This window comes from Spartinivicinus poritis, from assembly GCF_028858535.1.
Taxonomy (GTDB): domain Bacteria; phylum Pseudomonadota; class Gammaproteobacteria; order Pseudomonadales; family Zooshikellaceae; genus Spartinivicinus; species Spartinivicinus poritis.
This window is the reverse complement of record NZ_JAPMOU010000003.1, coordinates 58139-85016: the sequence shown is the minus strand read 5'-3', so window position 1 is coordinate 85016 and position 26878 is coordinate 58139. Positions and strand designations below refer to the sequence as shown.

General features: G+C 40.2%; 32 protein-coding genes. 22 read left to right on the top strand and 10 right to left on the bottom strand.

What is annotated here, in order from left to right; translation table 11 throughout:
- The first annotated feature begins 8 nt into the window (after positions 1-8).
- The 14 genes from ORQ98_RS03390 (at position 9) to sctL (ending at position 11918) form a co-directional block, all read left to right on the top strand.
- A complete protein-coding gene (locus ORQ98_RS03390) occupies positions 9-515 on the top strand; it encodes a SycD/LcrH family type III secretion system chaperone (protein ID WP_274687378.1) in 507 nt (168 codons plus the stop codon).
- Positions 512-1573 carry a type III secretion system translocon subunit SseC family protein gene (sctE, locus tag ORQ98_RS03385; protein ID WP_274687377.1) on the top strand — a complete coding sequence of 354 codons (1062 nt, stop codon included), beginning with the start codon at positions 512-514 and terminating at the stop codon, positions 1571-1573. The genes ORQ98_RS03390 and sctE overlap by 4 nt, the downstream gene beginning before the upstream one ends.
- A 15-nt stretch (positions 1574-1588) precedes the next feature.
- Positions 1589-2494 (top strand): hypothetical protein, encoded by a 906-nt coding sequence (locus ORQ98_RS03380; protein WP_274687376.1) that lies wholly within the window; start codon positions 1589-1591, stop codon positions 2492-2494.
- A 989-nt stretch (positions 2495-3483) separates the two neighbouring features.
- Positions 3484-4332: a helix-turn-helix transcriptional regulator gene (locus tag ORQ98_RS03375; RefSeq protein ID WP_274687375.1), complete on the top strand. Its 849-nt coding sequence runs from the start codon at positions 3484-3486 to the stop codon at positions 4330-4332.
- A gap of 478 nt (positions 4333-4810) precedes the next feature.
- Positions 4811-5242 carry a CesT family type III secretion system chaperone gene (locus ORQ98_RS03370; protein WP_274687374.1) on the top strand — a complete coding sequence of 144 codons (432 nt, stop codon included), beginning with the start codon at positions 4811-4813 and terminating at the stop codon, positions 5240-5242.
- Between the two features lie 8 nt (positions 5243-5250).
- Entirely contained in the window at positions 5251-7098 is a 1848-nt protein-coding gene (gene sctC, locus ORQ98_RS03365) for a type III secretion system outer membrane ring subunit SctC (protein ID WP_274687373.1), read from the top strand.
- Positions 7099-7144: 46 nt separating this feature from the next.
- Positions 7145-8536 carry a type III secretion system inner membrane ring subunit SctD gene (gene sctD / locus ORQ98_RS03360; protein ID WP_274687372.1) on the top strand — a complete coding sequence of 464 codons (1392 nt, stop codon included), beginning with the start codon at positions 7145-7147 and terminating at the stop codon, positions 8534-8536.
- On the top strand, positions 8526-8783 hold the full coding sequence (locus ORQ98_RS03355) for an EscE/YscE/SsaE family type III secretion system needle protein co-chaperone (RefSeq protein ID WP_274687371.1): 258 nt from the start codon (positions 8526-8528) through the stop codon (positions 8781-8783). Before sctD ends, ORQ98_RS03355 begins: the two co-directional genes overlap by 11 nt.
- Positions 8773-8997: an EscF/YscF/HrpA family type III secretion system needle major subunit gene (locus ORQ98_RS03350; protein ID WP_274687370.1), complete on the top strand. Its 225-nt coding sequence runs from the start codon at positions 8773-8775 to the stop codon at positions 8995-8997. The genes ORQ98_RS03355 and ORQ98_RS03350 overlap by 11 nt, the downstream gene beginning before the upstream one ends.
- Positions 8998-9044: 47 nt before the next feature.
- The gene (locus tag ORQ98_RS03345) at positions 9045-9413 is read left to right on the top strand and encodes a tetratricopeptide repeat protein (protein WP_274687369.1); all 369 of its coding nucleotides are present in this window, start codon (positions 9045-9047) and stop codon (positions 9411-9413) included.
- Positions 9406-9753, top strand: coding sequence for a type III secretion system inner rod subunit SctI (gene sctI / locus ORQ98_RS03340; protein WP_274687368.1), 348 nt, complete (start codon positions 9406-9408; stop codon positions 9751-9753). The genes ORQ98_RS03345 and sctI overlap by 8 nt, the downstream gene beginning before the upstream one ends.
- A gap of 66 nt (positions 9754-9819) precedes the next feature.
- Positions 9820-10584 carry a type III secretion system inner membrane ring lipoprotein SctJ gene (sctJ, locus tag ORQ98_RS03335; RefSeq protein WP_274687367.1) on the top strand — a complete coding sequence of 255 codons (765 nt, stop codon included), beginning with the start codon at positions 9820-9822 and terminating at the stop codon, positions 10582-10584.
- Positions 10585-10651: 67 nt separating this feature from the next.
- Complete coding sequence (locus ORQ98_RS03330) at positions 10652-11311, top strand: SctK family type III secretion system sorting platform protein (protein ID WP_274687366.1); 660 nt, start codon at positions 10652-10654, stop codon at positions 11309-11311.
- Positions 11295-11918 carry a type III secretion system stator protein SctL gene (gene sctL / locus ORQ98_RS03325; protein ID WP_274687365.1) on the top strand — a complete coding sequence of 208 codons (624 nt, stop codon included), beginning with the start codon at positions 11295-11297 and terminating at the stop codon, positions 11916-11918. The genes ORQ98_RS03330 and sctL overlap by 17 nt, the downstream gene beginning before the upstream one ends.
- Here sctL and ORQ98_RS03320 read toward each other — a convergent pair.
- Positions 11887-12384, bottom strand: a complete 498-nt coding sequence (locus ORQ98_RS03320) for a hypothetical protein (protein ID WP_274687364.1) — start codon at positions 12382-12384, stop codon at positions 11887-11889. The two genes, sctL and ORQ98_RS03320, sit on opposite strands and share 32 nt — an antisense overlap.
- Before the next feature lie 151 nt (positions 12385-12535).
- Between ORQ98_RS03320 and fusA the strand changes: the two genes are divergently transcribed.
- Entirely contained in the window at positions 12536-14587 is a 2052-nt protein-coding gene (fusA, locus tag ORQ98_RS03315; protein ID WP_274687363.1) for an elongation factor G, read from the top strand.
- Positions 14588-14725: 138 nt separating this feature from the next.
- On the opposite strand, the gene ORQ98_RS03310 is transcribed toward fusA, so the two are convergent.
- Positions 14726-14923 carry a hypothetical protein gene (locus tag ORQ98_RS03310; RefSeq protein WP_274687362.1) on the bottom strand — a complete coding sequence of 66 codons (198 nt, stop codon included), beginning with the start codon at positions 14921-14923 and terminating at the stop codon, positions 14726-14728.
- Between the two features lie 208 nt (positions 14924-15131).
- Here ORQ98_RS03310 and ORQ98_RS03305 point away from each other — a divergent pair, with 208 nt between their 5' ends.
- Complete coding sequence (locus ORQ98_RS03305; RefSeq protein ID WP_274687361.1) at positions 15132-15368, top strand: hypothetical protein; 237 nt, start codon at positions 15132-15134, stop codon at positions 15366-15368.
- Positions 15369-15401: 33 nt separating this feature from the next.
- On the opposite strand, the gene sctU is transcribed toward ORQ98_RS03305, so the two are convergent.
- From sctU to sctN, 8 genes are read right to left on the bottom strand one after another with little or no spacing between them, the layout of a single operon-like run.
- Entirely contained in the window at positions 15402-16451 is a 1050-nt protein-coding gene (sctU, locus tag ORQ98_RS03300; RefSeq protein ID WP_274687360.1) for a type III secretion system export apparatus subunit SctU, read from the bottom strand.
- Entirely contained in the window at positions 16451-17248 is a 798-nt protein-coding gene (gene sctT, locus ORQ98_RS03295) for a type III secretion system export apparatus subunit SctT (RefSeq protein WP_274687359.1), read from the bottom strand. Before sctT ends, sctU begins: the two co-directional genes overlap by 1 nt.
- A 24-nt stretch (positions 17249-17272) precedes the next feature.
- Positions 17273-17536, bottom strand: coding sequence for a type III secretion system export apparatus subunit SctS (gene sctS, locus ORQ98_RS03290; protein ID WP_180568354.1), 264 nt, complete (start codon positions 17534-17536; stop codon positions 17273-17275).
- Between the two features lie 11 nt (positions 17537-17547).
- On the bottom strand, positions 17548-18192 hold the full coding sequence (sctR, locus tag ORQ98_RS03285; RefSeq protein WP_274687358.1) for a type III secretion system export apparatus subunit SctR: 645 nt from the start codon (positions 18190-18192) through the stop codon (positions 17548-17550).
- Between the two features lie 8 nt (positions 18193-18200).
- Complete coding sequence (gene sctQ, locus ORQ98_RS03280; protein WP_274687357.1) at positions 18201-19289, bottom strand: type III secretion system cytoplasmic ring protein SctQ; 1089 nt, start codon at positions 19287-19289, stop codon at positions 18201-18203.
- Entirely contained in the window at positions 19286-19849 is a 564-nt protein-coding gene (locus ORQ98_RS03275; protein ID WP_274687356.1) for a type III secretion HpaP family protein, read from the bottom strand. The genes sctQ and ORQ98_RS03275 overlap by 4 nt, the downstream gene beginning before the upstream one ends.
- Before the next feature lie 41 nt (positions 19850-19890).
- Positions 19891-20364 (bottom strand): type III secretion system stalk subunit SctO, encoded by a 474-nt coding sequence (gene sctO, locus ORQ98_RS03270; protein ID WP_274687355.1) that lies wholly within the window; start codon positions 20362-20364, stop codon positions 19891-19893.
- Between the two features lie 16 nt (positions 20365-20380).
- On the bottom strand, positions 20381-21730 hold the full coding sequence (gene sctN, locus ORQ98_RS03265) for a type III secretion system ATPase SctN (protein WP_274687354.1): 1350 nt from the start codon (positions 21728-21730) through the stop codon (positions 20381-20383).
- 584 nt (positions 21731-22314) lie between these two features.
- Here sctN and ORQ98_RS03260 point away from each other — a divergent pair.
- The 6 genes from ORQ98_RS03260 to sctV all read left to right on the top strand — a co-directional run bounded on the left by ORQ98_RS03260 (position 22315) and on the right by sctV (position 26846).
- Positions 22315-23250, top strand: a complete 936-nt coding sequence (locus ORQ98_RS03260) for an HrpJ domain-containing protein (protein WP_274687353.1) — start codon at positions 22315-22317, stop codon at positions 23248-23250.
- Between the two features lie 66 nt (positions 23251-23316).
- A complete protein-coding gene (locus ORQ98_RS03255) occupies positions 23317-23583 on the top strand; it encodes a TyeA family type III secretion system gatekeeper subunit (RefSeq protein WP_274687352.1) in 267 nt (88 codons plus the stop codon).
- Entirely contained in the window at positions 23580-23954 is a 375-nt protein-coding gene (locus tag ORQ98_RS03250; protein ID WP_274687351.1) for a type III secretion system chaperone family protein, read from the top strand. The genes ORQ98_RS03255 and ORQ98_RS03250 overlap by 4 nt, the downstream gene beginning before the upstream one ends.
- Before the next feature lie 23 nt (positions 23955-23977).
- Positions 23978-24382: a hypothetical protein gene (locus ORQ98_RS03245; protein ID WP_274687350.1), complete on the top strand. Its 405-nt coding sequence runs from the start codon at positions 23978-23980 to the stop codon at positions 24380-24382.
- A 21-nt stretch (positions 24383-24403) separates the two neighbouring features.
- Positions 24404-24754, top strand: a complete 351-nt coding sequence (locus tag ORQ98_RS03240) for a hypothetical protein (protein ID WP_274687349.1) — start codon at positions 24404-24406, stop codon at positions 24752-24754.
- Positions 24744-26846: a type III secretion system export apparatus subunit SctV gene (sctV, locus tag ORQ98_RS03235; RefSeq protein ID WP_274687348.1), complete on the top strand. Its 2103-nt coding sequence runs from the start codon at positions 24744-24746 to the stop codon at positions 26844-26846. Before ORQ98_RS03240 ends, sctV begins: the two co-directional genes overlap by 11 nt.
- Positions 26847-26878 lie beyond the last annotated feature (32 nt).

Sequence of the window (26878 nt, the reverse complement as noted above, 5' to 3'; positions counted from 1 at the left end):
GTTTTATCATGGCGGCAACTAATAACTCAACAAGTGAACAAGATAAGCCTAATTTTGAAGAGCTGTTTTCCTTTTTTGGGGAAGGTGGCGCTCTTAGGGACTTAACTTCGTTTGATGATGAAACGATTGAGACAGCTTATGCTGTGGCATATCAGTATTATGAGAGTGGTAAGTATCAAGAAGCCAGTAAAATGTTCCATTTACTTTGCTCTCTTGATCATTATCAAGCCAAATTTTTTATTGGTTTAGGTGCTTGTCGTCATATGCTAAAAGAATATCAGGCTGCTATTGATGCATTTAGTTATGTTTCAGTGCTTGAGTTTTCTGATCCTCGTGCACCATTTTATGCTGCCGAATGTCACTTAGCATTGAATAACATAAAAGAAGCTGAAAGTGGCTTCCGAGCAACTATAGAGTTTGCAAAAGGTAATAAGGAGTATCACGACTTAAAAATTGAAGCAGAAAATAAATTGAATATGTTATTGAAATTAAAAAATAGGAAAACTGATTTATGAATGACAGAGTAACTTTTCCTACTACAGCACAACCAGCATTGGTTGATGTAAAAGGAAGTGGTGATGTCTTAGGTGTATTTCAGGCAATATTGAGCCAGGCAGATGAAATCCTTGGCCGGGTTAAAGCAGAACCTGGAAACCAAGCTAGCTCTCACGAGTGTGCTTGTAAACATAAGCTTGATAAGCCTGCAATTGTTCCAAATGACGTACAAATGGCTGAACTTCGAGAGAAGTCAGCAGAAGAACGAAAGCGTAGCAAATTTGACTCAATAGCTAATGCCAAAGAAGAAACTAAGGATTTGCACGAAAAGAGGCGTGAGGAGCGCGCGGAGGCGGCAGAAAAACACAAGGAAGCTCAAAAAGCTGGTGTTTGGGGCAAAGTGTTTGGTTGGTTAGGCACCATAGCTACAGCAATTATGGCGATTGGTTGCTTGCTAACACCTGGTCTTCAAGGGGCTGCTGTAGCTCTTTTTGCTGCGACTGCACTATCTGCTATGTCGCTGACCGAAGGAGGAATGAAAGCATTAACCAGTGTAATGGAGTCTATTGCTAAGGTAATATTAGAGTTGCCTGGTGTTAAAGAACTTTTGGATAAGTTTGGTGTTAAAGAAGAAGATTTTATTAAAGTTTGTGCACAAGTATTAGTTGTAGCGTTGATAGTTGGTTCAAGTATCGCTGCAGCATGTGTAACGGGTGGCGCGAGTTTGGCTGGCACGGTTGCCCAATTTGCTGCAAAAGCAGCTTCGATGGCTCAAAAAATTATCTCAGCCGTAATGACGCATTTACCACGTATTGTGAAGTCCATTGAATTTGCTGTTGGCGTTGGAACAGCTGCTACAGGTATTGCTAAAGGTGCAATACAGTATGAAACAACCCAAGTAGAATCAGCCATTAAAAAGCTTCAAGGCTTATTAAAAGATTTACAGAGGATAATAGAAGACAATACAGAGTCTTTAAAATCGTTGTTTCAAGAGATAGCTGATATTTGGCAAGGCTGCTCTGACTTAATACAAAGTAGCAAGAGTTCAACTGATGTAGTTAATAGAAATATGGTTTAGATAAGGTATCGCTATATGGTAAATACAAATTTAGTTGGTTCCCCAACAACGCCATCTACAGTTAATGGTGAAAACCTTGTCTCTAATGATAAAGGGGGAAATGTTGACCAAGTTGTTTATGCCACAGGTAGTAATGGGTTAGAAGTAGCTAATAGACTAGGCACACCTGCCCTGGATAAACCTGTACGCCCAGCTGATTCAACTTTAGCTCCAGAAGACTTAGAAGCTGCTGTTAAAATAGCTGAAATTTTACGCACGCCAGGTGATAATGAAGCTACTTCTGGAGCACTTAAAGTTTTATCTGCTGCATCAGAAAAGGCTGCTGATATTGAAAATTCTGGTTTTGCTAGTAACGGTAAACTTAACTTTACTGCCGTACTGTTAGAAATATTTAACGCTTTTTTAGAGCTGAAAAAGTCAACAAGAGAAGATCGTTTGGATGAGTTTAGTAATGCAATTGATGCCATACTTGCCCAAGCTCAAATCATGAAAAGTGGTGCTATAGCTCAGTTAGCATTAGCAATCGGTGGCGGAATAATATCGATCGGGGCCAACGCTGCAGGGATGCAAAAATTAACCAGCTCATTTAAATTCATGAAGAACTCGCCTTTCGCAAACTCCTCTAATCCGTTAGTACAGCAGTCCTTGAGTGCAAATCTGCAAAGTGCAAGTATGCGCCAGGCGGCTGGGCAAGGGCTTGGTCAAACGACATCGTCTGCTGGCCAATTTAGTCAGGGCTTTATTGAAGAGCAAAAAGCGGAAGAGCAGGCTATTCAGCAAAGGGAGCAAGCGCTTTCTGAGGATAGTAATGAGAGAAGAAAAGGCCTGTCTCAAGCAATATTGGAGTTTATTCAGAACTTCAAGTCAAACAGTGATAATGAAATTCAAACACAAAAGAGTATTTATAATAAGATGGTATAATACCATTAATTCTTTAAATACAACTGTTTAGTGCTTTAGGGGCTATCTTATGTATAGCCCCTTTTTTAGGTTTAACGGTATTTATTTAATCTTAAAGTCCCCACCTAATAAATGTTTGTTGACTCTAGCCTTTGGAAAATCACAGTCAAGGTGTTACGTTCAAGAAATGTTGAAAAGTAGCTCATGAAAAAACTAAAGACAAAATACTTAAGATTGTTGCAAGAGCAGGAAAAGAGTCAGTATCGTCAAATAGGGCTTGGTTGTTAAGCATACTTTTTCATAGTTAATCAACAAGTGCTGTGCTAAGCGCTATGAAGTTTTAACGAAAAATAGTGAGTCAATGATTCAGATTGACATGTTGTATACCATTGCCAGGAAAATTGCTAATACTTTATTGTTTAGTAGGTCGAAAGTAATGCCACTTTCTAAGAAGGCTAAATAAACTAGGTAAGAGTGGTTGGATTTAAGGCGAACGATCGTTTAAATTATCTGTATGGTTAGGTTGTCTTTAAGTAAGTTGTTGAAAATTTAAGTACTAATGCGGATTAAAAAAACAGCTTAGTTATTTAAAAATCGTCATATGGTGGCTGTATGGTGAAATATTTGGTGTGGCGTGCAAAATCAGAAGGTCTAAAATCAATCATGGTTAAACTTTTTTCGTCATCCCAGCCAACGCTGCTTTTGTCGTAGGTATATATATACTACAGCGAATATCTAGCAGCTTTTTAGCTTAAAAAGTAAACAGTTAATGAAAAAAATAATTACAGTTTTAGCATGTCTGCTTTGTAAGCAAGCTTGATCTTTGTTGGATAACATTATAGTTTGACTGGGCGGGCATTTTGTTAGAAGCGTCCTTGGTTTTCTCATTTTTGAATGTAACCCAATCAGGTAAGTAATAATGGCTAACTTATTCGGTTAGTATGCGTGCCTATTGGAATAATCACAACAACAATGACTTCACTTAACAACTCATTGTGGGAACTGCCTTTATGCAAGCGAGCTCTTCAGTATCTAGTGCGTTGTCTTGGGAACAAAGCCTATTAGTGAGTAATGTGGTAACCGATGAGCTTCGGTATCGTACCAAATTTTATGAAAAAGATGTGTTAATACTGGTAATTTCTGGTCAATTTGAGTTAGAAATTGCTAATAAACAACATATTGTAAATGCGGGGCAAGGGATTTACTTACGTTCAGGCAGCTACTTGGTATCTAATCATTTAGCTGAAGATAATGGCCGTTTTCAGAGCATAGAAATTTCTATTTGCTCGTGGTCATTGCAGCATTTTATCAGCAAGCATGGAAAAGCCGTTGCAGAGCAGTATTCAGCTTCTGTACCGAGTAATAGCTCAGTGATTATTTTTAATGCAGGTGGGCTTATTGAGCAAAGCGTTACCTCAATTTGTAGTCTGTTTCAATATGACCACCCAGAAAATCTCCGCTTACTAAAAATTGAAGAGCTATTGTTACTTTTATTGTATAGCCCTCAAGGAGGAGAGTTTGCAGCGATTCTGCGTCAATCAACTAGCAAGAATGCCATTCGTTTGCGTCAGTTTATGGAAACTCACTTTATGCAGCTCTGGTCATTGGAGCAATATGCTAAAGAATTTGGCGCAAGCCTCACTACATTTAAAGAGATGTTTGACTCTGAGTTTGGCATGTCGCCTCGTGCCTGGATTAATGAAAAACGCCTGCAATATGCTCATGAGTTGCTGCTAACTAGTAATGTAGGGATTGTTGATGTGGCTTTTGAGGCTGGGTTTTCCAGTCAGTCTTATTTCACCCAAGCGTATCGACGTCGCTTTGGTATTACGCCGAGTCAAGCGCGGAAAATGCAGTAATGACACCTAAAATAGCAAATTATTGAGTAGCAGATCAGTTACTGACTTTTTGGTTAATAGGCTAGCATTTAAATTGACACTATTTAATGAAAGTCGCCTGATAGAAAATCAAAGTAATCAATATAAAGGTGGTAGCTGCGATTTTATGACGACAGCTAGCAATGATGTAAACGCTATTAGGTAACAGCAAAAGCATTGTACTAAGCGTTTGAGCTTATGTTGTTTTTAACATAGAAAATACTGACATACCTATTAATAGCGGTATCTTAGTGTCGACTAATTTTAAGTATTAAAAAGAATCCTTTTATATTGTTAACTATTAATAGTTAGGGTAACGCGCCTAAAATAATAATTGGTTCACAATTTGCTGATATATAATAAACATAGGAATTTTTATATTAAAAAATACTTCTTTTTTAGTGTGACCATTTAGGCTACTATCCTGTGAAGTAAACATTTGTAATATTGAGGCTGATCGTTGGTTACTTTAGCTGCACTTGTAGACTCATTAACTAAAAAATTGCAGATAAGTCAATGGCAAATAAGTGGTGATAGTACTTATCAGCTTGATGTTGATGGCTCGATTTCATTGACACTTTTTGCAGCAAAACAGCGCGCTTTTATTATTTCAATATTTGGCCAGTTGAAAGATGACCCAATAGAATACCCACATCAGTTAGCGCGTATCTACCAGCTAGCGTTATTAAGAGCAAGTGATTACCAAGATGCCTTGATAATGACTGATGAAAAACAAATGCAACTACAGCGACAATTGACTTTAAATGGGTTAACAAACGACCAATTTGAAGCAGCCATTTCAGCTCAGCTTAATTATGCAGATGAGTTATTGTTGATTATTCAACAGTCACACTCGCAAAAACTAACTAATAGTAATGTGTGGTTTCCCTAGCCATGTTAATGCAGTTAAGTCGTCTATACAGCAAAGTGCTCATTTTAGCGTGGATAGCTTGGTATCCTGGTACTGTTTTTTCTGCTCAACCTAACTGGTCAGGAAAACCATTTAGTTATGTGGCACGCGGTCAATCGCTAGGTGAAATTTTGACCAGTTTTGCTTCAAGTTACAGTATTCCAGTAGTCATTAGTGAGGCGGTGGATGATACGGTTAATGGTGAGCTAAAACAGGATACCCCCATCGCTTTTTTGGACTATCTTGCCAAAGTTTATAATTTAACTTGGTATTTTGATGGGCATATTTTATACATCTATAAAACTAATGAAACTAAAAGCAAGTTGATTAAGCTCACCAGCTTTTTGGATGCGAATCAATTAAAAAGGTATTTAGATAAGCTAGGGATTTGGGATAGACGTTTTAACTGGCGAGTGATTCCAAGTAAAGATTTAGTTTATGTGGCAGGTCCACCTCGTTATGTTGAGCTTGTCAGTGAAACAGTGGCAGCGCTGGAGAAAAAAATAGTTAATCAGCAACAAGATCAAATGGTGGTTGAGGTATTCCCATTAAAGTATGCTTGGGCAGTTGATCGAGAATATAGCTTCCGTGGTAAGCAAGTGGTGATGCCAGGTATTGCAACTATTTTAAATCAAATGATCAGGGGGAATCAGCCACCTAAATCAAATACTACAAGTGATGCTTATGGCTTAACCAAACTGAAAGGGCAAGGGTTAGTTAAGTCTACTCCTCATCAGTCGTCTACCTCACCAACCCACCCAGCAATAAATACCAACGGACTACCCGCAGCGATGCAAGGACCATCCATTGAAGCTGATCCAAGGCAGAATGCTGTATTGATTAGAGATGTCAGGGCACAAATGCCAATCTACCAAGATTTAATCCGCAAGCTGGACCAGCCTCAGGGTCAGGTTGAAATTGGCCTATCTATTATTGATATTAGTCGTAATGATATTGATGAGTTGGGAATTAACTGGTACGCACAAACCAGTGCAGGTGATGGGGTAGTTGAGGTGGTTACTCAAAGTACAGCGCCTACACTTGCTCTGCCAAACCAGTCTTTGAGTACTCTGATTAACCGGGGATCAGATTTCTTTCTTGCTAAAATTCGTTTGTTGGCTGAAGATGGCAAAGCACAAGTGTTATCTCAGCCTACTGTTTTAACATTAAATAATGTCGAAGCAGTATTTGATCAAAGCACCACCTTTTACGTGCGTTTGGCTGGTCAAGAAGAAGTAGACTTGGTGCCAGTAACATCGGGAACAGTATTAAAAGTTACGCCACGTATTGTTGCTGAACGAGGTGCCAATAAAGTACATATGGATATCAATATTGAAGATGGCAATCAAACTAAAGATGAAGTAGATAGAATTCCGACTATTAAGAAGGCAACTATTAGTACTCAGGCGGTAGTAGGTGAAAATCAAAGCTTATTGATTGGTGGTTTGTATCGAGACAGTGAAGAAGAAACAGAAAATAAGGTGCCTGTATTGGGAGATATTCCATTCCTCGGTGCTCTATTTCGTTCGAAAGCGACTACAAAGCGAAAAGTAGTGCGGTTGTTTTTAATCCAGCCACGAATAGTAGCTGACCCGTTAAAAGTCGCTAATGAGTTAACCCAAAATGCTATGGCACTGTCTCAGTTACCATCAATTAATCAACGTTTATCAGCTAACCAGACAGTAACAGATGCTGGGTTTTGTCATTCAAAAAAATCGGCCCACGCAATTTTGAGCGCATTAAAGCGACAGCGAATAAAAGTACATACTGAGGTTTGCTATTTAACGAATGGGCGGTCTGGCTACTACATTAAACCTGTGCAACAGGGTACCTTGTGATAAGAACAATAATACACTTAGTCCATTTGGCTGAAGGTAACTTAGCATGAAGCCGCAGTGGAAAATAAAAGTACTATCTGGCACTCATCAAGGTGCTGAAATACAGCTCATTGAAGGGGAGTTTCTGCTTGGCTCTGACATTAATACGGCAGATCTTGTCTTTCAGGATAGTGGTGTACCTGCATTGCTGGGGCGGCTTATTGTTACCGCAGAAGATCTTAGCTTTCAGCGTGGAGAGGAGCCTTTTGATTTACTTGTTGATGGGCAGCCAGAGACAGAGTTACTTATTAGCTTGACATCCCAACAGCAGTTACAAGCAGGTGAATTGTTTATGGCTGTTGCTCGGTTCGATGAGCCTTGGGCATTAACTGAAGAAGCAGCAAAGGATAATGAATCGATCACCGCTGATGAACCCCTTGCGGACTCTGTACCTGCTCGGGCTAATCAGAAGTCAGCAAATAAGCAGGCAAGTAATTTAGCTAAAAAGCGACCAAAGAAAAAATTGGCTAAGACAAATAAGTTTCATTACTCTCGTGGATTAGCTTTATTATCTAGCGTTGCTGGCACTATTTTACTGGTTTGGTTTATTAGCTTTGCCTGGCCACAAAAAGTTGATTCAGGTGTGCAACCAGCTAAACAACTGTCACCTTTAGAAAAAGCCCAGCAAGTAGTGACACAATTAATGCTTAAGAATGTCAAGATCACTTGGCAAGCTTCCCGTCAGCGGCTGTTATTCACAGGCTATGTACCTGATACAGAAAGCAAGTTGCAGCTAAAAAATGAGCTAAAGTCTGCGTCTTTAGCTAATAGAATTAACCTTTATGTAGAAGCGGATATTATTCGCTCAGTGCAATTTATTCTTGATAATAACGGTTTGGGGCATATTAACGTCACTTCAGGTAAAGCAGCTGGTGAAGTTAGATTAATGGGGTTGTTAGATAATGGTAAGCGTTGGGCTAGAGTTGAAAAAATGCTTAAACATGATGTACCTGGCTTGAAAGGCTATCAAGTTGATTTTGATTCTAGTCGCCAACATATTGCAGCATTAACTCAGATATTAGAAGAAAACCATTTATTGGGCCAGTTACAAATTGTTTCAGTAGGCAGCTATATCGAAATTCGTGGAGAAATTAACCAGGCGTTGGAAAATAAACTTAATCAGTTGGTTGAGCAATTTGAAACAAAGATTGGCCAGTCAGGGTTGGTTAAAATGCGTAATATGCCGCTTTTTGCTAATGATCCTCTACAGCTCCCGGTAAAAAGCATTAGTATCGGCAGTGTTCCTTATATTGTATTAAAAAATAATCAAAAATATATGGTAGGTGCCAGGCTGCCGAATGGCTATCGGCTTGCAAAAATTGATAATGACTTTATTAAACTTCGTAACCAAGACCAAGTGGTAAAAATTACTATCAAGCCAGAAAATTATGCAAACTGAATTACTTTTAACTGACTTAGAGATGCAGTTAACTGGCCCGCAAGGTGAAAGCTTGGCCAGTCTGCTACTGACCAAACTGGCTGAAGAACAGCAACAAGTAAAAGCAAAAATAGCCATGGGGCTAGACCCGCAAGCCTTTCATTATCAGCAACACTATTTAGAGGCTTTGCAAGCAGCTGAAAAGGTGGTAGCTAACGTTCGTAATGCAAGTCAACCAGACTTAAACGAGGTGATCAATGGCTTTTAATATTGAAGAAGTAAACAATGTAATAGGTGGTCAAACAGCGAAAGTTGAAAGTGAGTTGAGAGCTTTTCAGAGGTCAATGGATCCTAATAGTCAGCAAGACTTACTTAAGTTTCAGTATATGATGAATCGTTGGAACCTTGTGACTAACTTGCAAAGTAACACGATTAAAACAATGAAAGAAACATTGCAAAGCACTATTCGCAATATGGTATAGCCGGTAATATGGTGTAGCTCATAATACAGTTTAATGAGGCGCAGTGTATGGCAAATAATCACTTGCCACAAATGTTAGTTGAACTTGGCTTTATTGCGGTTGGCCAGGGAATGAATAGCGAGGCGCAGTGTATTTTCACTGCAATGCAGCAACAGTATCCACAACAGCTGGCGCCTGTATTGGGGTACGCTTTATTGCAGCTAAACCAAAATGAGCCTGAAGCAGCATTAGCAACCTTAAAAAACTTTTCTACTGTAAAAGAGCAGGATATGTTACAGGCATATCAAGCACTTTGCTTAATGAAGCTAGGCCATAACAGTGAAGCAGAACTGCTGTTAAAAAAACTCATCAATAGTCCTGAGCCAACAGTTGTTCCCTTTGCCCAATCCTTACTTAAGGAGATCACTGATGACTGAAGCTGTATTCCATAGTATAACTGTGGCAATAGATAGCCCTCTAACTGAAGGAGGGGTTGCTAATGGTGATGATGTTCAGCAGTTTGACGCTATGATGGCAGAAGGAAGTGGTATTACTGATCAAGCGGTTGAAATAGTGGAAAATGTCAAAGCATCGATTGAAAAATCAGATCAAAAGCTGTCTAGTTCTATGGAGGTAGCTCAAGATGATCCACTGTCAATGCAAGCGATTATGGCTATGCAGGTTGAGCTTGCAAAAAAACATTTGCAAGAAGAGCTAATTACCAAAATAGCCAGTAAGTCAACACAACATGTCGACACTTTTTTGAAAGCACAGTAGTGGTTTATCAGCTGCAGTGGTTCTTCAAAAATAAGAGTAAGGCGTAAACGGTAAGGTAGTAAAATAGTGTTTGTAACGCTAAAAAGACTGAGTTTTATCTTGTTTTTATCTGTTATTTTAACGGGTTGTAAAATTGAGCTTTATTCTGGTTTAACGGAAACTGAAGCAAACGACATGTTGGGTATTTTATTGGCAGAGGGGATTGCTGCTGAAAAGCAACCAGGTAAAGAACAAACAGTGGTTATCAAGGTTCCAGAAAGTCAGGTGGCTGAATCAATCAGTTTACTGAAAGCTAAAGGTTACCCTAAAGAAAAATTTGCCTCTATCAAAGAAATTTTCCCCCAAGAAGGGCTCATTTCATCGCCTACTGAAGAAAAGGCCAGACTAGTTTATGCTCTGTCTCAAGGCTTAGCAGAAACTTTGACGCAGATTGATGGTGTAGTGACTGCTAGAGTGCATGTCGTACTGCCTAAAGCAAAACAACGTAAAACTGAGTCTGTTGCACCTTCCTCCGTTGCTGTATTTATTAAGCATCACGCCGATGTTGATTTATCATCTTATATTCCACAAATTAAGCTGCTAGTGAATAATAGTATTGAAGGGCTTGATTACGATAAGATCAGTGTTGTGCTATTTCCTACAGCTCAACAGGAAACATCATCAATAAAAGAAAAAATGACTTCAGTGTTAGGCGTTAGTCTCGCAAAGAATTCTCAAGGGGTATTTTGGGGCTGGTTGAGTGGTCTGCTGTTATTACTACTGCTTAGTAACGTAGGCTGGTGGTTAAAGCTAAAAAAAGGTAATAATAACCAGCAAGCCAAAGCCAGCTAGCCGTTTTAATTGTGTAATTACTGTTCTTGTATTGGCTATGAATAATTGAGTATTGATGAGGTAATCGTTGAGTACAACACTTGAGGTAGCTATTGCCGAGTTTAACTGGTCGCTACTTAATACCATGCATCCAAGCCAACTAGCTGTATTTGAGCAGGAACCTTGGTGGCAAACGATAGCCGTGGATCACCGATTTACAGCTATTGTAGATCAATATTTACTTAACAGCTTAGCTTTGTCCCAATGCCCTGATTATGACTTTCAACAACCACTGAAACGCATTGCGCTACTTGATCATGAGAATATTCAGCAATGGTTATTGGCCATTGGTGTCACTCTGCACTCTCATACCATTAAGCAAACTATTTGGCGTCAGCAACAGCTATTAATTAAAGAGCAAATTGGTGAGCAATGGTATCAGTTTGCTTTAACTAACGGCTTATTTTTATATCATCAGCCTATCGCTTCTGTTGATCAGTGGCTTACAGAGTTAACCATCAACGAAAACTATTGTGAGCAACTATTAATTGTTGGTCTAGCTGTGTGGAAAGCCTGTTTAGAACATTCAACTGATGGTTGGTGGCAGCGGTTGCAGTTGAAGTTACCAATTAACCTTGCCCTGGAAAAAGTTTCGCCTTTTCCTGAGTTGGGTGAGCCGTTAATCACTTTAAACAAAATGTTAGAAAAACTGATTCATCAGGTGTGCCCGCATGTTTTCGATCACTGACTTAACACAAGGTGACTTTCAAGTAGCACCAGGCACTAAGTTAATTAAGCGAGAACAGTATGCGAAGTTTTTGTCTGCAGAACAGTTGATTGAGCAAGCGAAGCAACAGGCAGTAGATATTGTAGCAGACGCTAAAATGTTGCAGCAGCAGGAAATGGAAAAAGGGTTTAACCAAGGTTTAGTGGAGGCTCAACAGCAACAGACAGTATTAGTGAATCGTACATTAATGGAGTGTGCGCAGTTTAAATCGCAGTTGGCGGCAGAGTTAGTTCAGGTTGTATTACAGTCGGTTAAAAAAATTATCGCTGACTACGATGATATTGCATTGGTAAAAGCCTGTGTTGCTCAAGCACTTGCACAAACAGCTGACTGTCAACAGTTAAGTTTATTAGTGGCACCTGCCATGCTAACCAGCGTTAAAGATCGCTTAGATGATATTAAGGAAATGGCCCCTGATATTCAGTGGGATGTTTTGCCTGATAGCAGTATTACAGGAATGGGCTGTAAAATTGAAACCCCCATTAAAGTGATTGACACAACTATTGATAATCAGCTGACTGCATTGGAAAAAGCTGTTAATGATTGGCTGGCAAATGTTGATGAATAACTTTCTGTAGAGATTTTAACTGAAAATAAGGGCGGTAGTTTTTCAATTCAAAGGTAAACCATTCTTGACCGTTTTCCCAATGGCTGGTCCTGCCATTGAACCACTGTTTGTACACTATTTTTAATTTTTCAGTAGAAAGTGGGCGCCGTAAATCAGTTTTCAGTGCGTTTGCAGAGCCTGTAACATGTTTAATTTCAGGAATTAATGTTAGTAAATAAATAAATGCTTGAAAAACTAAGAAAGGATTTTTTAAACCCCTCTGAGCCGATAAGCGCCGGTAAATTATAAAGACCACGGTGTTGGCCTCTAACCGATAAACAAGCTGGAAGTCATTGATGGTTACCTGATAACCCAGAGCAAAAAACGAGTTTTTTAGATAGTAAGGTTCAACAGTAAAGCCGAGCTGTTGTAACTGCTTTGACAGTACATCTTGTGTACTGGGGAGCACATCTTGTTGATCAAACATAGGTCGTCATTTCCCAAGACTAATCATCATAGTGTTATAGTGACGGGTAAGTCATTATATTTCAATGTTTGACAATGTTTTGTCAATAGTGTATTGACAGGAGTAGCATGTTAAGGAAAACAAGGTCAGGCATCTCAGGAAGAGCGTCATTATGACATATACTACAAATGATATTAGAAATATTGCCCTTATTGGTCATACTGGGGTAGGTAAAACAATATTAACTGAGCGGTTATTGTGCACCGCTGGTGCTATCAATACGATGGGCTCAATTAACCGTGGCTCAACCCTTAGTGATTTTGACGAGCAAGAAAAAACACAAGGCCATTCACTTTACCCCGCAGTTTGTAGCCTTGACTATCAAAATACGCATATTAATTTATTAGATACCCCAGGATTTCCTGACTTTTCTGCTCGGGCGATGAGTGTACTGGCTGCGGCTGATGCTGCTGCACTGGTGATTAATGCTGCTGAAGGTGTTGAAATGGTGGCTGAGCGGTTAATGGAATCTGCTAAGCACTTTAAACTATGTAGGATGATTATTGTTAATCACATAGATAGTCAGCAGATAAATTACCAAGAACTTATAGAACAAATTCAAACAACATTTGGTGAAGAGTGTTTACCATTAAACTTACCTGTGAAGAATGGCGAAGCGGTAACTGATTGCTATTTTTCTCCTGATGAAAGTAAACAGACAGACTTTAGCTCGGTTGAGGATGCACATAACCAGTTGATTGATCAGGTTGTGGAAGTGGATGATCAATTAATGGAGCTTTATTTGGAGCAAGGGGAGTCACTCAGCCCTAGTCAATTACATGATCCTTTTGAAAAAGCACTACGAGAGAATCATCTTATCCCTATCTGTTTTACATCAGCTGAAACAGGTGCGGGTATTAACGAATTATTACAAATATTTAAACAATTAATGCCAAGCCCACTAGAAAGTAATTTACCTCAGTTTGTTAAAGGTGAGGGGGAAAAAGTAACACAGGTTAAAGTGGTTGCTGACCCTGATAAGCATGTGATTGCTCATGTATTTAAGGTTGCTGTTGATCCCTATGTGGGGAAACTCGCCATGTTTCGTATTCATCAGGGTACCATTAAGCCAGATACTCAACTCTTTATCGGTGATAATAGAAAAGCATTTAAGGTATCTCACCTACTAAAACTACAAGGTAAAAAAAGTCAGGAAATCAGTAAGGGAATACCAGGTGATATTTGTGCAGTGGCAAAAGTGAATGAAATAGAATACGACAATGTATTACATGATTCTCATGATGAGGATCATTACCATTTAATACCGATTGATTTACCTCCTCCTATGCATGGTTTGGCAATAGAACCGGTCAGAAGAGGTGATGAACAAAAGTTATCAGATGCTCTGCATAAAATTGTGGCAGAAGATCCAACGTTGGTTGTGGAGCAGCGAGTGGCTATGAATGAAATGGTCCTTCGTGGCCAAGGAGAACTTCATTTAAAAATAATATTAGAAAAAATGCACCAACAAATGAATGTGGCAGTCGCAACCCGGCCCCCTAGTATTGCTTATCGAGAGACTATTACTCAGCCTGCTGCTGGCCACAGTCGTCATAAAAAACAGACCGGTGGAGCAGGGCAGTTTGGTGAAGTTTTTCTTAAAGTCGAGCCACTAGAACGGGGCGTGGGTTTTGAGTTTGTTAATCAAATTACCGGTGGGGTTATTCCCTCGCAGTTTATTCCTGCTGTAGAAAAAGGAGTAAAACAGGTGTTGGAAGGTGGAGCCATTGCAGGTTATCCACTACAGGATGTTAGAGTGATTGTTTATGATGGTAAACATCACCCGGTTGACTCAAAAGAAATTGCCTTTGTATCAGCTGGTAAAAAGGCCTTTTTAGATGCAATTGATAAAGCAAAACCGGTTATATTAGAACCAACCGTGAATTTGGAAATAACGGCGCCAGCCCAATGTATGGGGGATATTTCTGGGGATATTGCCAGCTTTAGAGGAATTATTAGTGGTACTGAAGCCTTGCCTGGTGGAAAAATCAAAATTAAAGCGCAAGTGACGTTAAGGGAAATCAGTGATTATCAGTCCAGGTTAAAATCATTAACGGGTGGCGAGGGCTTTTATTCAATGACATTCAGTCACTATGGGGTTGTACCAGGTGACTTACAGCAATCGCTGATAAAAGAGTACCATCATCATAAAGAAGCCTCTTAGTTAGGTTATTCTTTGTTACCCATGATAGACATTATTACTATGGATCCAGTAGCGCTTTTATAGCAATTGAAAGCGCTACCACAAGTTTCACAGTAGTCAACTTGTCAAAGCAAATATATTTGTATATTTGGCCGCTATTTAACTGGTTTGCTCTTTACGGGCTAAAGACCAGTACTCCATCAGCTCTGTTGAAAATACCTTGTTACTTTGATTGGTTTGATCAATATATAATACAAACTCAGAACCATCATGGCGGGTAATAACAGTTTCTGCGTAGTTGTTACAACAATCTTCTACAATAATGCCTTTAGTTTCATTGAATGTTGCTGTTTCCATATGCAGCTGGTTGCTTAATTAAAATACTTTATAAATAAAACTATTATTTGTTTGGAGATTTTATTAAATATTTTGGCAATAAATATTTAATAAAAATAATGACTCAATCTTTTGTAATTAGTCCATTCGTAATTTATCTAACAGTTTTGTGAGATATTGACCATAATTCAAGTAAGCGAATCAATGAAACCGCTCAGGAATGGATGCTATGTACGTATACTTGACCAAAGAAGCGCCTAATCAAATACCCGCTCTTTTTGTTATTTTAAAACTGGAGCACGACCTGACTAATCATTGGTTAATTAGACAGATATCTGGATTGGCAAAGCATCAAAAGCAAGTAGCCTGTGATAAATACGAAGCCTTTAATAGTTTTAATCAAGCATTTTATCGTTTTCAACAATTGATTGAGTTGAGAGCAGAGCAGGGTTATAAAGTACAGTAAAGAGTGAAAATATTATTAGCGGTGTTTCTGCCTCTAATGTTCGGTAGTTTCTTTAATTTGCTCTGCCCATTTAATGACTTCGGCAACTGCGGCGAGTAGCTCACTGGCGACAAACTCACTTTCGCCTACTTTAGCTGATAACTGACGGGCTAACCAGACGTGTCTTAGTACAGGAACATTGGCTTCTTCTGCAAGTTTTATCATATGCTGAGCTAGAGAGTCGGTTCCTTTGGCTGTCACTTTGGGTAAATCTGTTTCTCCACGTTTGTAATATAAAGCAACGGCGAAGTGGGTAGGGTTGGTCACCAGTAAATTGGCATTATTGACATTGTCGACAATATTAGACGCCAGTAAATCTTTATGGATTTGCTTTCTTTGCTGTTTTATTTCAGGGTTGCCTTCTGTTTCTTTATATTCTCGTTTTACTTCATCCTTCGACATTTTAAGTTCTTTTTCATGGTGATGCTTCTCATACACCATATCTAATACTGCCAGTATGACAAAAACAACCAGTACAACGATAAATAACTGGAGCAATAGTGCGCCTAATAATGGGATGCTGCATTCTACGCCGCAATGCACAATTTTAACTAAGTCTTGCATGTTGGCGCGAATGACCCAATAAATAGCAATACTTAAAGTCAGAATTTTAATGACTGACTTTAAAAATTCTACCAGGTTTTTTTTGGCAAAAATTTTCTTGGCTCCTTCAATGGGGTTGATTTTTTTAAGCTCTGGTTTAATGGGGGTAAAAGAAAACAGCCAACCAAATTGCAGGTTATTAGATAATATGCCAGTAATAAAGACCACTGTAAAAATTGGAGCAAGTAAATAAAATGATTCGGTTAAAATGCCTTTACCTACTTCACTCAGCGCCAGTTGCCAGGGAGCATCGAGAAATTTTGCAGGAAGTGTGATTAACTCTGTTAGATGGCTTAAATAGTAGTCACTCATTAGCCAGAACAACAGCACAATAACGACCAGCAATGCCAGTGATACGATTTCTTTACTTTTGGCTACTTGCCCCTTTTCTCGTGCGTCACGAATTTTTTTTGGGGTAGGCTTTTCTGTTTTTTCACTCATTATTGGATGACGGAATAAAGCTTATCAAACACGAGATCGATATTTATTAACTGTTCACCGGCAATGGCAACTAGTATTGCAAGGTAAACCACTAAAATAGCTTGAGACACTGCGCTTTTAACTGGCATTGCCAGAAAGAATACATTGAGTTGGGGGGCAAATCGGCTAATTAAACCCAGTCCAAACTCGCTGAGAAACATCCCTATAATAACTGGTGCAGCCAGTAACACGGCCACATAACCTATTATGTCTAGCTGTTTCAGGAAAAAATAAACGCCATCTGTAGTAAATGCAGGTAGCAATGCACCGACAGGCCAAAGCTTATAACTTAAAAATAACCCTTTTAGGCATACTAAGGCTGCACCACCGACAAAAAATAAAGTAATAATAGCCTGGCTAAGCAGTAAGCCTAATGGCGATGTTTGGGTACCTAAACTAGGGTTAACCACACTGGCTAATGTAGCTCCCCGTTGGTTGTCTATAAAAAAACCGGCTGCCTCTATTGCCCAGAATGGGATTGCAGCACAGTAGCCCAGTAGCAAACCGAGCGCGACTTCTTTAAATAGTAATGAAAGTAGCCAGTAGTCAGGCTTTGTTGCAAGGGCTGCTGAGTCTGGCATTAATGGAAAAACAAACAAAGCAAAACTCAAGGCAACCCCGTTACGAATGAGTCCGCCTCCTAATGACTTTTTACTAAAAACAGGCAAAATAGTAAAAAAGGTAATGAGTCTGGGCAGGGCAAGCGCATAGCTTAATACGGTTGCCTGAATATCGGTCAGGTGGGCCAGTGCATTCATATAATGGTTCCCTGGTTGCTGGCCTTACACATTAACCATCGCATCAAATATATTTAGCCCATAATTATAAAGTTCTATACCCAACCAGCGAGCAGTAATAAATAAAGTCACAATAACCGCGATCAATTTAAGCGTAAATGATAGGGTTTGCTCTTGAATTTGGGTGAGAGCTTGGATTAAGCTCACCAGCGTACCAATTAATGACGCAGCAATAATGGGTGGTAACGAAAGTATCAATACTAATAACAGAGCCTGGGCTGAATATTGAACGATTTCTGCTTCGGTCATTGGTTCATTCTCTAATAAGATAACACCAGGCCGTGAGTAAGCCGAGTCCAGCCATCTAGTAACACAAATAACAGTAACTTAAATGGTAATGAAATAGTGACAGGAGAAACCATCATCATACCCATTGCCAACAAAATATTCGATATAATCAAGTCAATGGCAATAAAGGGTAAATACAGTAAAAAACCCATTTTAAACGCATCAGTGAGTTCTGATAGGGTAAATGCTGGCATTAAAATTAACAGGCTATCTTCACTGAGTCGCTCACTGTAATTGCTTGGCCATAAATTGGCTGCAGCATCTTTAAAAAAAGTACGCTCGCTTTCATCACTGTGTTCTAACAAAAACTCTCGGTAAGGATTTAACCCACTGTCAACAATTTTGCTGATCGCTTGTTTATCCTCAAGATTGATTGGGTTTTCAATAAAGTGATCATGGATAGCAAAACCAACCGGAGCCATAATATAAAGGGTTAAAATCAGTGCTAAACCATATAGCGCCATATTAGGTGGAATTTGTTGGATACCTAATGCATTTCGCAACAGTGAAAATACCACTGCTAGCTTAACAAATGACGTAGCCATAACAGCAATAAAAGGAATAAGCGATACAAGCCCTAAAACTACGACTAGCGTAAAGGGTTCAGGTAAAGTCATTGGTTATTTTATACTCCTTCGTTTGCCTGCTGGTTTTGCCAGGCTAACGACTGTACCTGCAAACCTAGTTGATTAGCGATGTTAACTAAAGCACCGGTGCCAATTAGTTTGCCGTTGGCTTTAATATTAACTTGTTGGGTATTTAATGAGGGCAAGTCAAGCACTTGTCCGGGCTGCAGTGCTTGTAATTGTGCTAGGGTTAATTCTACTTCACCGACTTCTATTGAAACAGTTACGGGTAATGCATCAAGTGAGTTAATCGCTAAGTCATCGGCTAAAGGCTGTTCAGAGTTATGTATCATTTGTTCAATCATGATTTGTTGTCCATCATAAGCAAGCCAGGCGAGAGGCTGTTGATTAGCTAACAGTTTAAGGCGCTGCTCAGTAAAGTAGCACTCGTCAAATAATAAAATATCACCCAGTGCGATAGTCGACAGAAGCTGCTTAGTTAAATTGGTTTTACCTAACTGTAAGTGAACCGACTGCTGAATATATTCGGAGGCTGTGGAGGAGGGGGCACCACTTGGTAATTGTTGAAGCAGGTCCAAGAGTGCTTGTGGTTCAGCAGTTATATATAGATTAATGGGATTAAGCTGACGGCTTTCTTGGCAGTTGACTTTTAAATAAAGGTTATCGGTCGTTGTTAAAAAGCCAGTTGTTGCAGAGGGCTGCCATTGAGCGCTATCAAATTGAACAGCACTTGGATCAATCATCAAGTTGACACCTAGCTGATGCAACTGATTAATCCACTGCATTAAGCTGCTTTGAATTAACCCTAGCTGAATGGTTTCAGGCATGACTCGCCATTGCTCTAGCGCCAGTTTAACGGGTAGCCAGTCTACAATTTGGCTGGCGCAAAGCGTTAATTGATAAGGTTGATCATTAAGAGTGAGTTGTAAGCTAATGGGATGATGTATGCCTACAGCAGTATTGGTTAAAGACAGCTCACCACTTAACCAGGCGACTTGATCGGAGTAGTCATGGTGAGTTGCTGTGTTGTACTGAAAATAAAACTGCTGTTGCTTGCCTGCAAACAATTGATACAGTGTTGCTGTGTGGCGATCTATACTGGGTAATTCGACCGTTGAGGTTGTCACTCATGCTCCTCCCGCTTGGCAATATCGTCGGGCCTAGCACCTTGTTGATGAGTCGTATCTGTGGATAGGCCAAGCTCAACTGATACTTGACCAAAGCGTTTAGCCAATTGGTTTTTTAATTGGGTCGATGCTTGATTGAGTAAGTCGTACTGTTGTTTTTCCGAAGTAGCAAAAGCAATTTGTAGCTGGTTATTCGTTAAGCTTAAGGTTAATTGGGTATTATTTAATAGGGGGTGGTTCAGGGTAATTTGCAAGGTAGATTGATTCGACAACTGTCTTCTATATTCAGTAATAAGCTCTGTTAATTGCTGACTGACTTCTGCAATCACTTGGCTGCTATGGCTAGGTCCTGCTTGTTTAATGCTAGCTGCTAGCATAAATGGGTTTGGCAGGCTGCTCAGAGTATCGGGTTGCTTTTCTAGGTCATCTTTGCGACTGGATTGTTTGGGTTGCTTATTTAACTGCTTTTCAAAGTGCTCTTTATCCACCTGGCTTGAACGCTGTCGGGCATTTTCCGCTGAGGTTGTTGAGCGATTGGATTTACTACTGTCTATTTTCATAATCAATTATTTAAAAAAACGGCTGCCATGAAGGGCTATTTTCATGACTGAAAAGCCTGTTGTAATTCAGCCACTTCTTCTTGTTCCTGCTCAGCTTTGTATTGCTCAACTTTATCATTAGTTTGTTGCAATTGCTCAATCAATTCTTCAAAGCGTTGTTCTGCTTGAGTGGCTTGCTGGCGCTTGGTTTTTAGCATTGACAAGGTTTGTTCTGCTTCAGCAAGGGTTTGTTCCGCTTCAGTTATTTTTTCCTGTAATTGATTTTCTTTATCTCGTAATAACGAAATTTGAATTTTTAAACGGTCTAGCTCAAACCGCTTCATCACTTGGGTACTTGCTTCTTGCCAAATTCGCTGCTCTTCTTCCAAGCGCCATTGGTGGTATTGGTTAAATTGCTGCTGACAATGATTAAGCCGTTGGTTATAAATATCAACCTGCTGTTGTTGTTGAGTCACAGCCAAAGCAGCCTGTTGTTGTCGCTGCTGTTTTATAACAAGTAATTGAGATAAGTCCATTATTTAAATAACTCCATTAATTAGCCAACGCCATTAGTTGACCAAAGGTTTCTTCAACACTTGTTAGCTGATTTTGCGATTGCTGTAAAAATGCTTGGATAGCAGGCCATTTAGCAATAGCCTGGTCTGTTTCTAGGTCGGTACCCTGCTGGTATTCTCCTACTTTGAGTAATAACTCAGCAGACTTATACTTAGCCATCCATTGTCTTATTTGGCCAGCTGCCATTTGCTGGTCTTGGCTGACAATATGGTTCATTACCCGGCTGCTGCTTTGCAAAACATCAATGGCAGGGTAGTGGTTAGCCGCCGCAAGTTCTCTCGATAAAATAATATGGCCATCTAAAATAGAGCGGGTTTCGTCAGCCACAGGCTCGTTTAAATCATCACCTTCTACAAGTACTGTATATAAGCCAGTAATTGAGCCTTTGGCAGCAGGACCTGCACGCTCTAATAATTTAGGTAATGTTGCAAAAACAGAGGGAGGAAAACCGCGACGAGTAGGGGGTTCTCCAGCAGCCAAGCCGATTTCCCGCTGGGCTCTGGCAAACCGAGTAACAGAATCCATCAATAGTAGTACTTGTTTGCCTTGGTCACGAAAAAATTCAGCAATGGTGGTTGCGACAAAGGCAGCTTTAGCTCTTTCCATTGCTGGTCGATCAGAGGTTGCTACCACTAATACGGCTCGTTGGCGGGTCGCTTCGGTTAAGCTATGTTCAATAAACTCTCTAACTTCTCGGCCCCGTTCACCAATTAAAGCAATAACGATGACATCAACACTGGCGCCTTTAGCTAGCATTGACAGTAACGTACTTTTGCCGCCGCCCGCGGCTGCAAAAATCCCCAGGCGTTGGCCTGCGCCACAAGTAAGGAGTCCATCAAGGGCTCTTACGCCTAAACTGAGAGGGGTATTAATCAACTGTCGATCAAGTGGCGCGGGAGCATCAGCTAATATAGGGTAATAGACAGCATTTGTATTATCTTGTGTAGCGGGGTTTAGTGTGTCTGTTTGCAGGGGCTGGCCAAGCCCATTTAGCACCTGACCCAGCAAATGATCTCCCACTGCCACTTCCAACATTTTTCCTGTGGCGATCACTTGAGTGTTGGATGAAATACCTGTGAGTTCTCCAAGCGGCGTAAGTAGAGCTTGCTGATGCTCAAAACCAACCACTTCTGCTAACTGACGTTGGTCTGTTGATGGGCAATACAGAGTGCAAAGCTCGCCAACTTTCACATTGGCCATATGGGCACGAATAATTGTGCCTGTTACATGGGTAACTTTGCCATGAGTCTTGATTAGACTGGCTTCGGCAATGGTTTTCTTTAGTCCTTCGCTGAATTGCTCTGCAAACAAACGCTGACTGCTCAACGGTGGACTCCTTAACACATGAATAGTAGATATCAGATGATGATTATATATCGTCCAAAAAAAATGGATTTGTTTAGATTAGTTGTAATTTTTTATATTGAGCTTAAGTTGACGGTTGTACATATATTAACAGGTCTTTTAAGTGAGATAAAAAATCGCGGCCAGTGGCTAAAGGATATGAGGAAGTGGTTTTTTACAATCGATGAAAGGTTGATGTTTTAAAAGGAAATATTTACCTATTTAGGTGAAATAAAAGCGACTGCTAATTTAAGGCGATTAATTATTATGTAGCCTATTTTTAAATTGAAAGAAAATAACATCAATTATTTTATGCGAGTATAAAAAAAGAATCGACAGATTGGATTGATTTTGGCTAGGTTGCTTGAACGATAGCATTTGAGCGAAATGATTTAAGTAAAGTTGTAAAAGGTTATGAGCGTGGTTATATTACGATGCTCTCATTACTGTGGATGATGTATACCCTTTGTAAAGGAATAGTCTGAAGGTAAAAAAAACTGACAGGCTAGTCACTTAGTAACGTACTCCGCAATGGGTATAAAACAACTGCCAGAGGTGTTTAAACAGTGAATCATATATCATCAGTAACTAATCAGCCTCTTGGTAACACTATCACTTCAGGCCAACCTTTGTCAGGTAGTGCTCAAGGTAACTACCAAGGTCAACAAGTTCGATTATTAGATGCCAAGCCATTTACTGCATCTGTTGCTGAAGAAATGTCATTTGCTGCTAGTGAAAAGCGTGAGTCTGATAGTTTGCGTAATCGCAAGATTAATGATCGTTTTGGCGGTAAGTCCGCAGTACAGCAAGTGGCAGAAGACTATTTGAAGTTAGTGGCAAAAACACCTCAAGCTGAGACAATGAGGCGGTTTGCTGAAAACCTGTTAGATGGTTTCTTTAGAAACCCACAGCAAACTATGCAGCAGCTTAAAAACTTTAGTTCTGATATTAGTGATCAATATTTAATCTTGAAATTGGCTGCTCAGTTGGCAGGTGAAATGCTAGCAAGAGACAAGCTAGCGAAAGATAAACTGAAAAATAAAAAGCAATTGCAAATGGCTAAAGACCATTTTGATGGGCTAGCCGAACAGCTTTTAAATAGTAGTGAAAATGCTGAAGCCTCTATTATTGCTGGGATCAATATCAACCAAGTCGTATCATCACCTGCTGGACAGGCCCTTAATAGTGCCCAAAATTTAAAAGACTTTTATCGGGAAACTATTTTTGATACGAACAACCTGTTGAGTGCCTATGAGCATATCCTGAATCACTGCTCTGAAGGGCAGTTAGAACAAGGTATTGAGTTATTACTGAGAGGTCTGGCAGCTGATTATAATGCACAGCACTCTTCTATTGAAAAGCCTAAATTGCAATTGATTATGTCATCAATGCAAAAACTGAAAACCCTAACCACTATCCGAGAGTCGGCACTCGGGTTGTTTAGTAAATTTTCCCGGCCGCAACAACAGGTCACTCCTCAAGGGATAATGGCTGGCGGCTAACATAAAAGTAATACAAGAGTGCAAAACAAACGGTTTTATGGCGTATTGTGAAGGTTAGGCTGTTGCATGTATAACAAAGAACAGTTTTTTAAAGACCTGTTGGTATTGCAAGATAAATCCTGGGTGAGAGCCAATGATATTGATAACTTTGTCAATGCGCTTAATTTACAAGACGCTGAGGAGATTATTGGTTTTTTACAGCAATTTAAACAGTTAGTGCGAGAAATTCCAGTGGAAGCATTTAACGACATGGATCATCGCTTTAACTTGTTGGAGGCTATTCAGGAAGCATTAGATATAGCCATTGAAAAAGAGGAAGATGAGCTGCAATGATTCAGCAGTGGGTAGACCAAGCCGTAGTAGAGTTCGTTGGGCAGTTTGGTATTAATGCTCAAGGCTGGGTTGAGTCTGGTTGTTTAAGCCTTGATTTTGAACAAAATGGCCAGTTGCATATAGAGCAGCATCCTGCAGGCATTATGGTGCTGCTAAGTCAGCATTATCCCTTAGGAGATGCTTGGCTACAAACGGCTAGCCAAGTTTGTGATTATCAACAGGGGATGGCTTTCCCTATTCAAGTGGGGCTTAAGGGAAGTACTGAGTTAGTGTTTTTTTGCTTATTAGAAGAAGAGCAAGTGACCATTAATCAACTAAGTCAGTTATTTAATACACTAATTCAATTGCACATCAAGTGCCGAGCAAGTTAACCGCTGTATAAGAGGATTGTTGTATGGTTAAGCCATTGACGGATATTACCGCTAACCCGGCTGTAACCCCCAGTGAGTCGATTAACCCCGCCAGTCAGTCATTACAAAACCCGCGTCCATCTGACTCATCCTCTACACAGCAACTGCCAGTTGAGCTGGCAGGTAGCCAGTTAAATCATGCAACAGAAACAATTTTTGATGCACCGTTAGGGACTTTTCAATTAGATAACCGTGTGCTGGAGCCTTCCCAGCAACGTAAGTTGTCTGATCAGCTTATTGAGCAACTGGCTGCGGCAATCAAACTGGAAAATCCTACTAAAAATGCTCCCTCTCAGCGGGTAGTGAGTGAAGCTCATGAAGTGTTAGTTGAGTTAAAAAAATGGCGTAGGGAGTATGAAGTGCTTGCTCGACTACTACAGAAGCCTTAACCACGGGTATATCCAGCATCAATGAAGTTAACTGAACAACAGCAGCAGTACTTGCTTGCTCAAGCACAGTTTTTAATCGAATATCAGCACCCAGGTAAAGCAATTCCCTTGTTACATCTGACTTTACTGGCGAAACCTGAATGGTTACTGGCTAATAAGTTGCTATTGCGTGCTTATTGGGCAAGTAAACGTTTTAAAAGCTGCTTCCATTTGGCAGAAAAATTACTACAGCAGTCAGAATTAACACCACAAGAAAAGTACCAAGTGGGGTTGATTCAGTGTCGAGCATTAGTGGCAACTAATCACGTTGCTGCCGCCAAAACCCGTTATCAAAAGCTTAAAAAAATTCTTGAGGATAGTCATGCAAGCTAGTTGGTTATCATTGTTAAACCGGCTGAGTCAGCGTAATGATATTTTGTTGGCGATAATGCTAGTAGCAGTGGTATTTATGATGATTTTACCACTGCCAACTGGACTGGTTGATGTATTGATTGCATTTAACATGGGAATATCTGTCGTCCTATTGATGATTGCAGTCTATATTCGCAGTCCGCTGGAATTTTCGGCATTTCCCTCAGTATTGTTATTAACCACCTTGTTTCGTCTGGCGTTATCCATTACCACTACCCGGTTGATTTTGTTGCAGGCCGATGCCGGACAAATTGTATACACCTTTGGTAATTTTGTGGTGGGGGGTAATTTAGTTGTTGGTATTGTTGTCTTTTTAATCATTACCATTGTGCAATTTTTGGTTATCACGAAAGGATCAGAACGGGTGGCTGAAGTCAGTGCGCGATTTTCTCTGGATGCAATGCCTGGTAAACAAATGAGCATAGATGGAGATATGCGTGCAGGAGTGATTGATGTAAACGAAGCGAAGGAACGTCGTGCTCTGATTGAAAAAGAAAGTCAGCTTTATGGTGCCATGGATGGGGCGATGAAGTTTGTGAAAGGTGATGCGATAGCCGGGCTGGTGATTATTATTGTCAATATTCTAGGTGGGGTAACCATTGGGGTAATGCAGCGAGGGTTGCCAGCAGGGGAAGCACTGCAAGTGTATTCTATCCTAACGGTGGGTGATGGCTTAATTTCGCAAATACCGGCGCTGTTTATCTCCATTACTGCAGGGATGATTGTTACCCGTGTAACGACAGAAAAAGCCACTAACTTAGGTGCAGATATTGGCTCACAAGTAGGAAACCAGCCAAAGGCCCTCTTGATTGGTGGTGGTTTATTGCTTGCTTTTGCTTTCATTCCAGGTTTTCCTACATTTACGTTTATTTGTTTAGCCGTCGTGATTGGTGGAGGAGGTTGGTTACTTAATGGTTTGATGAAAGCTGAAGACACCGTCGAGTTGACAGAAAAACATGCTGTACCTGGCATGCCTGCGAATAAAGCCAATGAAAGTGCACCTGTTGCAGCCAAACAACTAGCTGAGCAAGAAACGGTTGCTTTAACTGTTCCAGTCTTAATTGACTTAGCAAGTGATTTACAAACATTAGTTAACCTGGACCAAGTCAAACAGCAGCTTGCTACTATAAGACGCAGCCTTTATTTAGATTTAGGTGTGCCTTTCCCTGGTATTCAAGTGCGCGTCGTTGATAATTTGGAGCCTGGTAGCTATGCCATTTACCTGCAAGAAATTCCTGTTGCCAAAGGCCTCTGGCAGCAAGGCCAAATACTGTATACCGGCCCATTTGAGCAGCTAGCCTTATTTGGTTTGACTGCAGATAATCCGATTAACTTTTTACCAGGCGCCTCAGCCTGTTGGGTGGCAGAAGAGTATGCGGCTGAGTTTGATCAAGCTGATTTGAGCTATTTACAACTTGATCAGTTGGTGAGTTACCATTTGTCGTTAGTGCTTAAAAAACATGCTGAAGAGTTTATTGGTATTCAGGAAACTCGCTACCTGCTGGCTGAAATGGAAAAGGGGTTTGCTGAGTTGGTAAAAGAAGTACAGCGTTTGCTGCCTATTCAAAAAATCAGTGAAGTATTACAACGCTTGGTGTCTGAAGAAATTTCTATTCGAGATGTGCGTAAGGTGCTAGAAGCATTAGCCGAGTGGGGGCAAAAAGAGAAAGATGTTGTACAACTGACTGAGTATGTTCGTAGTAGCTTAAAACGCTATATTAGCCATAAGTTTAGTAACGGGCATCAGTTTTTACCCTGTTATATGCTGGATCAGTATGTAGAAGATACTATTCGTGGTGGCATTCGCCAGACCTCTGCCGGCTGCTATTTAGCGCTAGACCCAGCGGTCACAGATAACTTGCTGACAAGTATTAAACGGCAGGTGGGTGACATTGAAACTGCCGCAAAAAAACCCGTGTTAATTGTGGCGATGGATATAAGGCGTTATGTGCGTAAAATTATTGAAGCGGAGCTTTATGCGCTGCCTGTACTGTCGTTTCAAGAGTTAACAGAAGAAATAAATGTACAACCTTTAGGGCGAATTGTTTTATAATGTTTGTGCGTAATAGTTCAACTAAATAATGT

Excerpts from the sequence above, each read along its gene's own strand:
- ORQ98_RS03275 (WP_274687356.1), bottom strand. The coding sequence starts at position 19,849 with ATGAAAATAGACAGTAGTAAATCCAATCGCTCAACAACCTCAGCGGAA.
- sctE (WP_274687377.1), top strand. The coding sequence starts at position 512 with ATGAATGACAGAGTAACTTTTCCTACTACAGCACAACCAGCATTGGTT.
- ORQ98_RS03250 (WP_274687351.1), top strand. The coding sequence starts at position 23,580 with ATGATTCAGCAGTGGGTAGACCAAGCCGTAGTAGAGTTCGTTGGGCAG.
- sctI (WP_274687368.1), top strand. The coding sequence starts at position 9,406 with ATGACTGAAGCTGTATTCCATAGTATAACTGTGGCAATAGATAGCCCT.
- sctS (WP_180568354.1), bottom strand. The coding sequence starts at position 17,536 with ATGACCGAAGCAGAAATCGTTCAATATTCAGCCCAGGCTCTGTTATTA.
- ORQ98_RS03255 (WP_274687352.1), top strand. The coding sequence starts at position 23,317 with ATGTATAACAAAGAACAGTTTTTTAAAGACCTGTTGGTATTGCAAGAT.
- sctO (WP_274687355.1), bottom strand. The coding sequence starts at position 20,364 with ATGGACTTATCTCAATTACTTGTTATAAAACAGCAGCGACAACAACAG.
- sctT (WP_274687359.1), bottom strand. The coding sequence starts at position 17,248 with ATGAATGCACTGGCCCACCTGACCGATATTCAGGCAACCGTATTAAGC.
- sctR (WP_274687358.1), bottom strand. The coding sequence starts at position 18,192 with ATGACTTTACCTGAACCCTTTACGCTAGTCGTAGTTTTAGGGCTTGTA.
- ORQ98_RS03345 (WP_274687369.1), top strand. The coding sequence starts at position 9,045 with ATGGCAAATAATCACTTGCCACAAATGTTAGTTGAACTTGGCTTTATT.
- sctL (WP_274687365.1), top strand. The coding sequence starts at position 11,295 with ATGTTTTCGATCACTGACTTAACACAAGGTGACTTTCAAGTAGCACCA.
- fusA (WP_274687363.1), top strand. The coding sequence starts at position 12,536 with ATGACATATACTACAAATGATATTAGAAATATTGCCCTTATTGGTCAT.
- sctU (WP_274687360.1), bottom strand. The coding sequence starts at position 16,451 with ATGAGTGAAAAAACAGAAAAGCCTACCCCAAAAAAAATTCGTGACGCA.
- ORQ98_RS03390 (WP_274687378.1), top strand. The coding sequence starts at position 9 with ATGGCGGCAACTAATAACTCAACAAGTGAACAAGATAAGCCTAATTTT.
- sctC (WP_274687373.1), top strand. The coding sequence starts at position 5,251 with ATGCAGTTAAGTCGTCTATACAGCAAAGTGCTCATTTTAGCGTGGATA.
- ORQ98_RS03355 (WP_274687371.1), top strand. The coding sequence starts at position 8,526 with ATGCAAACTGAATTACTTTTAACTGACTTAGAGATGCAGTTAACTGGC.
- ORQ98_RS03380 (WP_274687376.1), top strand. The coding sequence starts at position 1,589 with ATGGTAAATACAAATTTAGTTGGTTCCCCAACAACGCCATCTACAGTT.
- sctD (WP_274687372.1), top strand. The coding sequence starts at position 7,145 with ATGAAGCCGCAGTGGAAAATAAAAGTACTATCTGGCACTCATCAAGGT.
- ORQ98_RS03240 (WP_274687349.1), top strand. The coding sequence starts at position 24,404 with ATGAAGTTAACTGAACAACAGCAGCAGTACTTGCTTGCTCAAGCACAG.
- ORQ98_RS03320 (WP_274687364.1), bottom strand. The coding sequence starts at position 12,384 with ATGTTTGATCAACAAGATGTGCTCCCCAGTACACAAGATGTACTGTCA.
- ORQ98_RS03305 (WP_274687361.1), top strand. The coding sequence starts at position 15,132 with ATGTACGTATACTTGACCAAAGAAGCGCCTAATCAAATACCCGCTCTT.
- sctV (WP_274687348.1), top strand. The coding sequence starts at position 24,744 with ATGCAAGCTAGTTGGTTATCATTGTTAAACCGGCTGAGTCAGCGTAAT.
- ORQ98_RS03245 (WP_274687350.1), top strand. The coding sequence starts at position 23,978 with ATGGTTAAGCCATTGACGGATATTACCGCTAACCCGGCTGTAACCCCC.
- ORQ98_RS03375 (WP_274687375.1), top strand. The coding sequence starts at position 3,484 with ATGCAAGCGAGCTCTTCAGTATCTAGTGCGTTGTCTTGGGAACAAAGC.
- ORQ98_RS03350 (WP_274687370.1), top strand. The coding sequence starts at position 8,773 with ATGGCTTTTAATATTGAAGAAGTAAACAATGTAATAGGTGGTCAAACA.
- ORQ98_RS03310 (WP_274687362.1), bottom strand. The coding sequence starts at position 14,923 with ATGGAAACAGCAACATTCAATGAAACTAAAGGCATTATTGTAGAAGAT.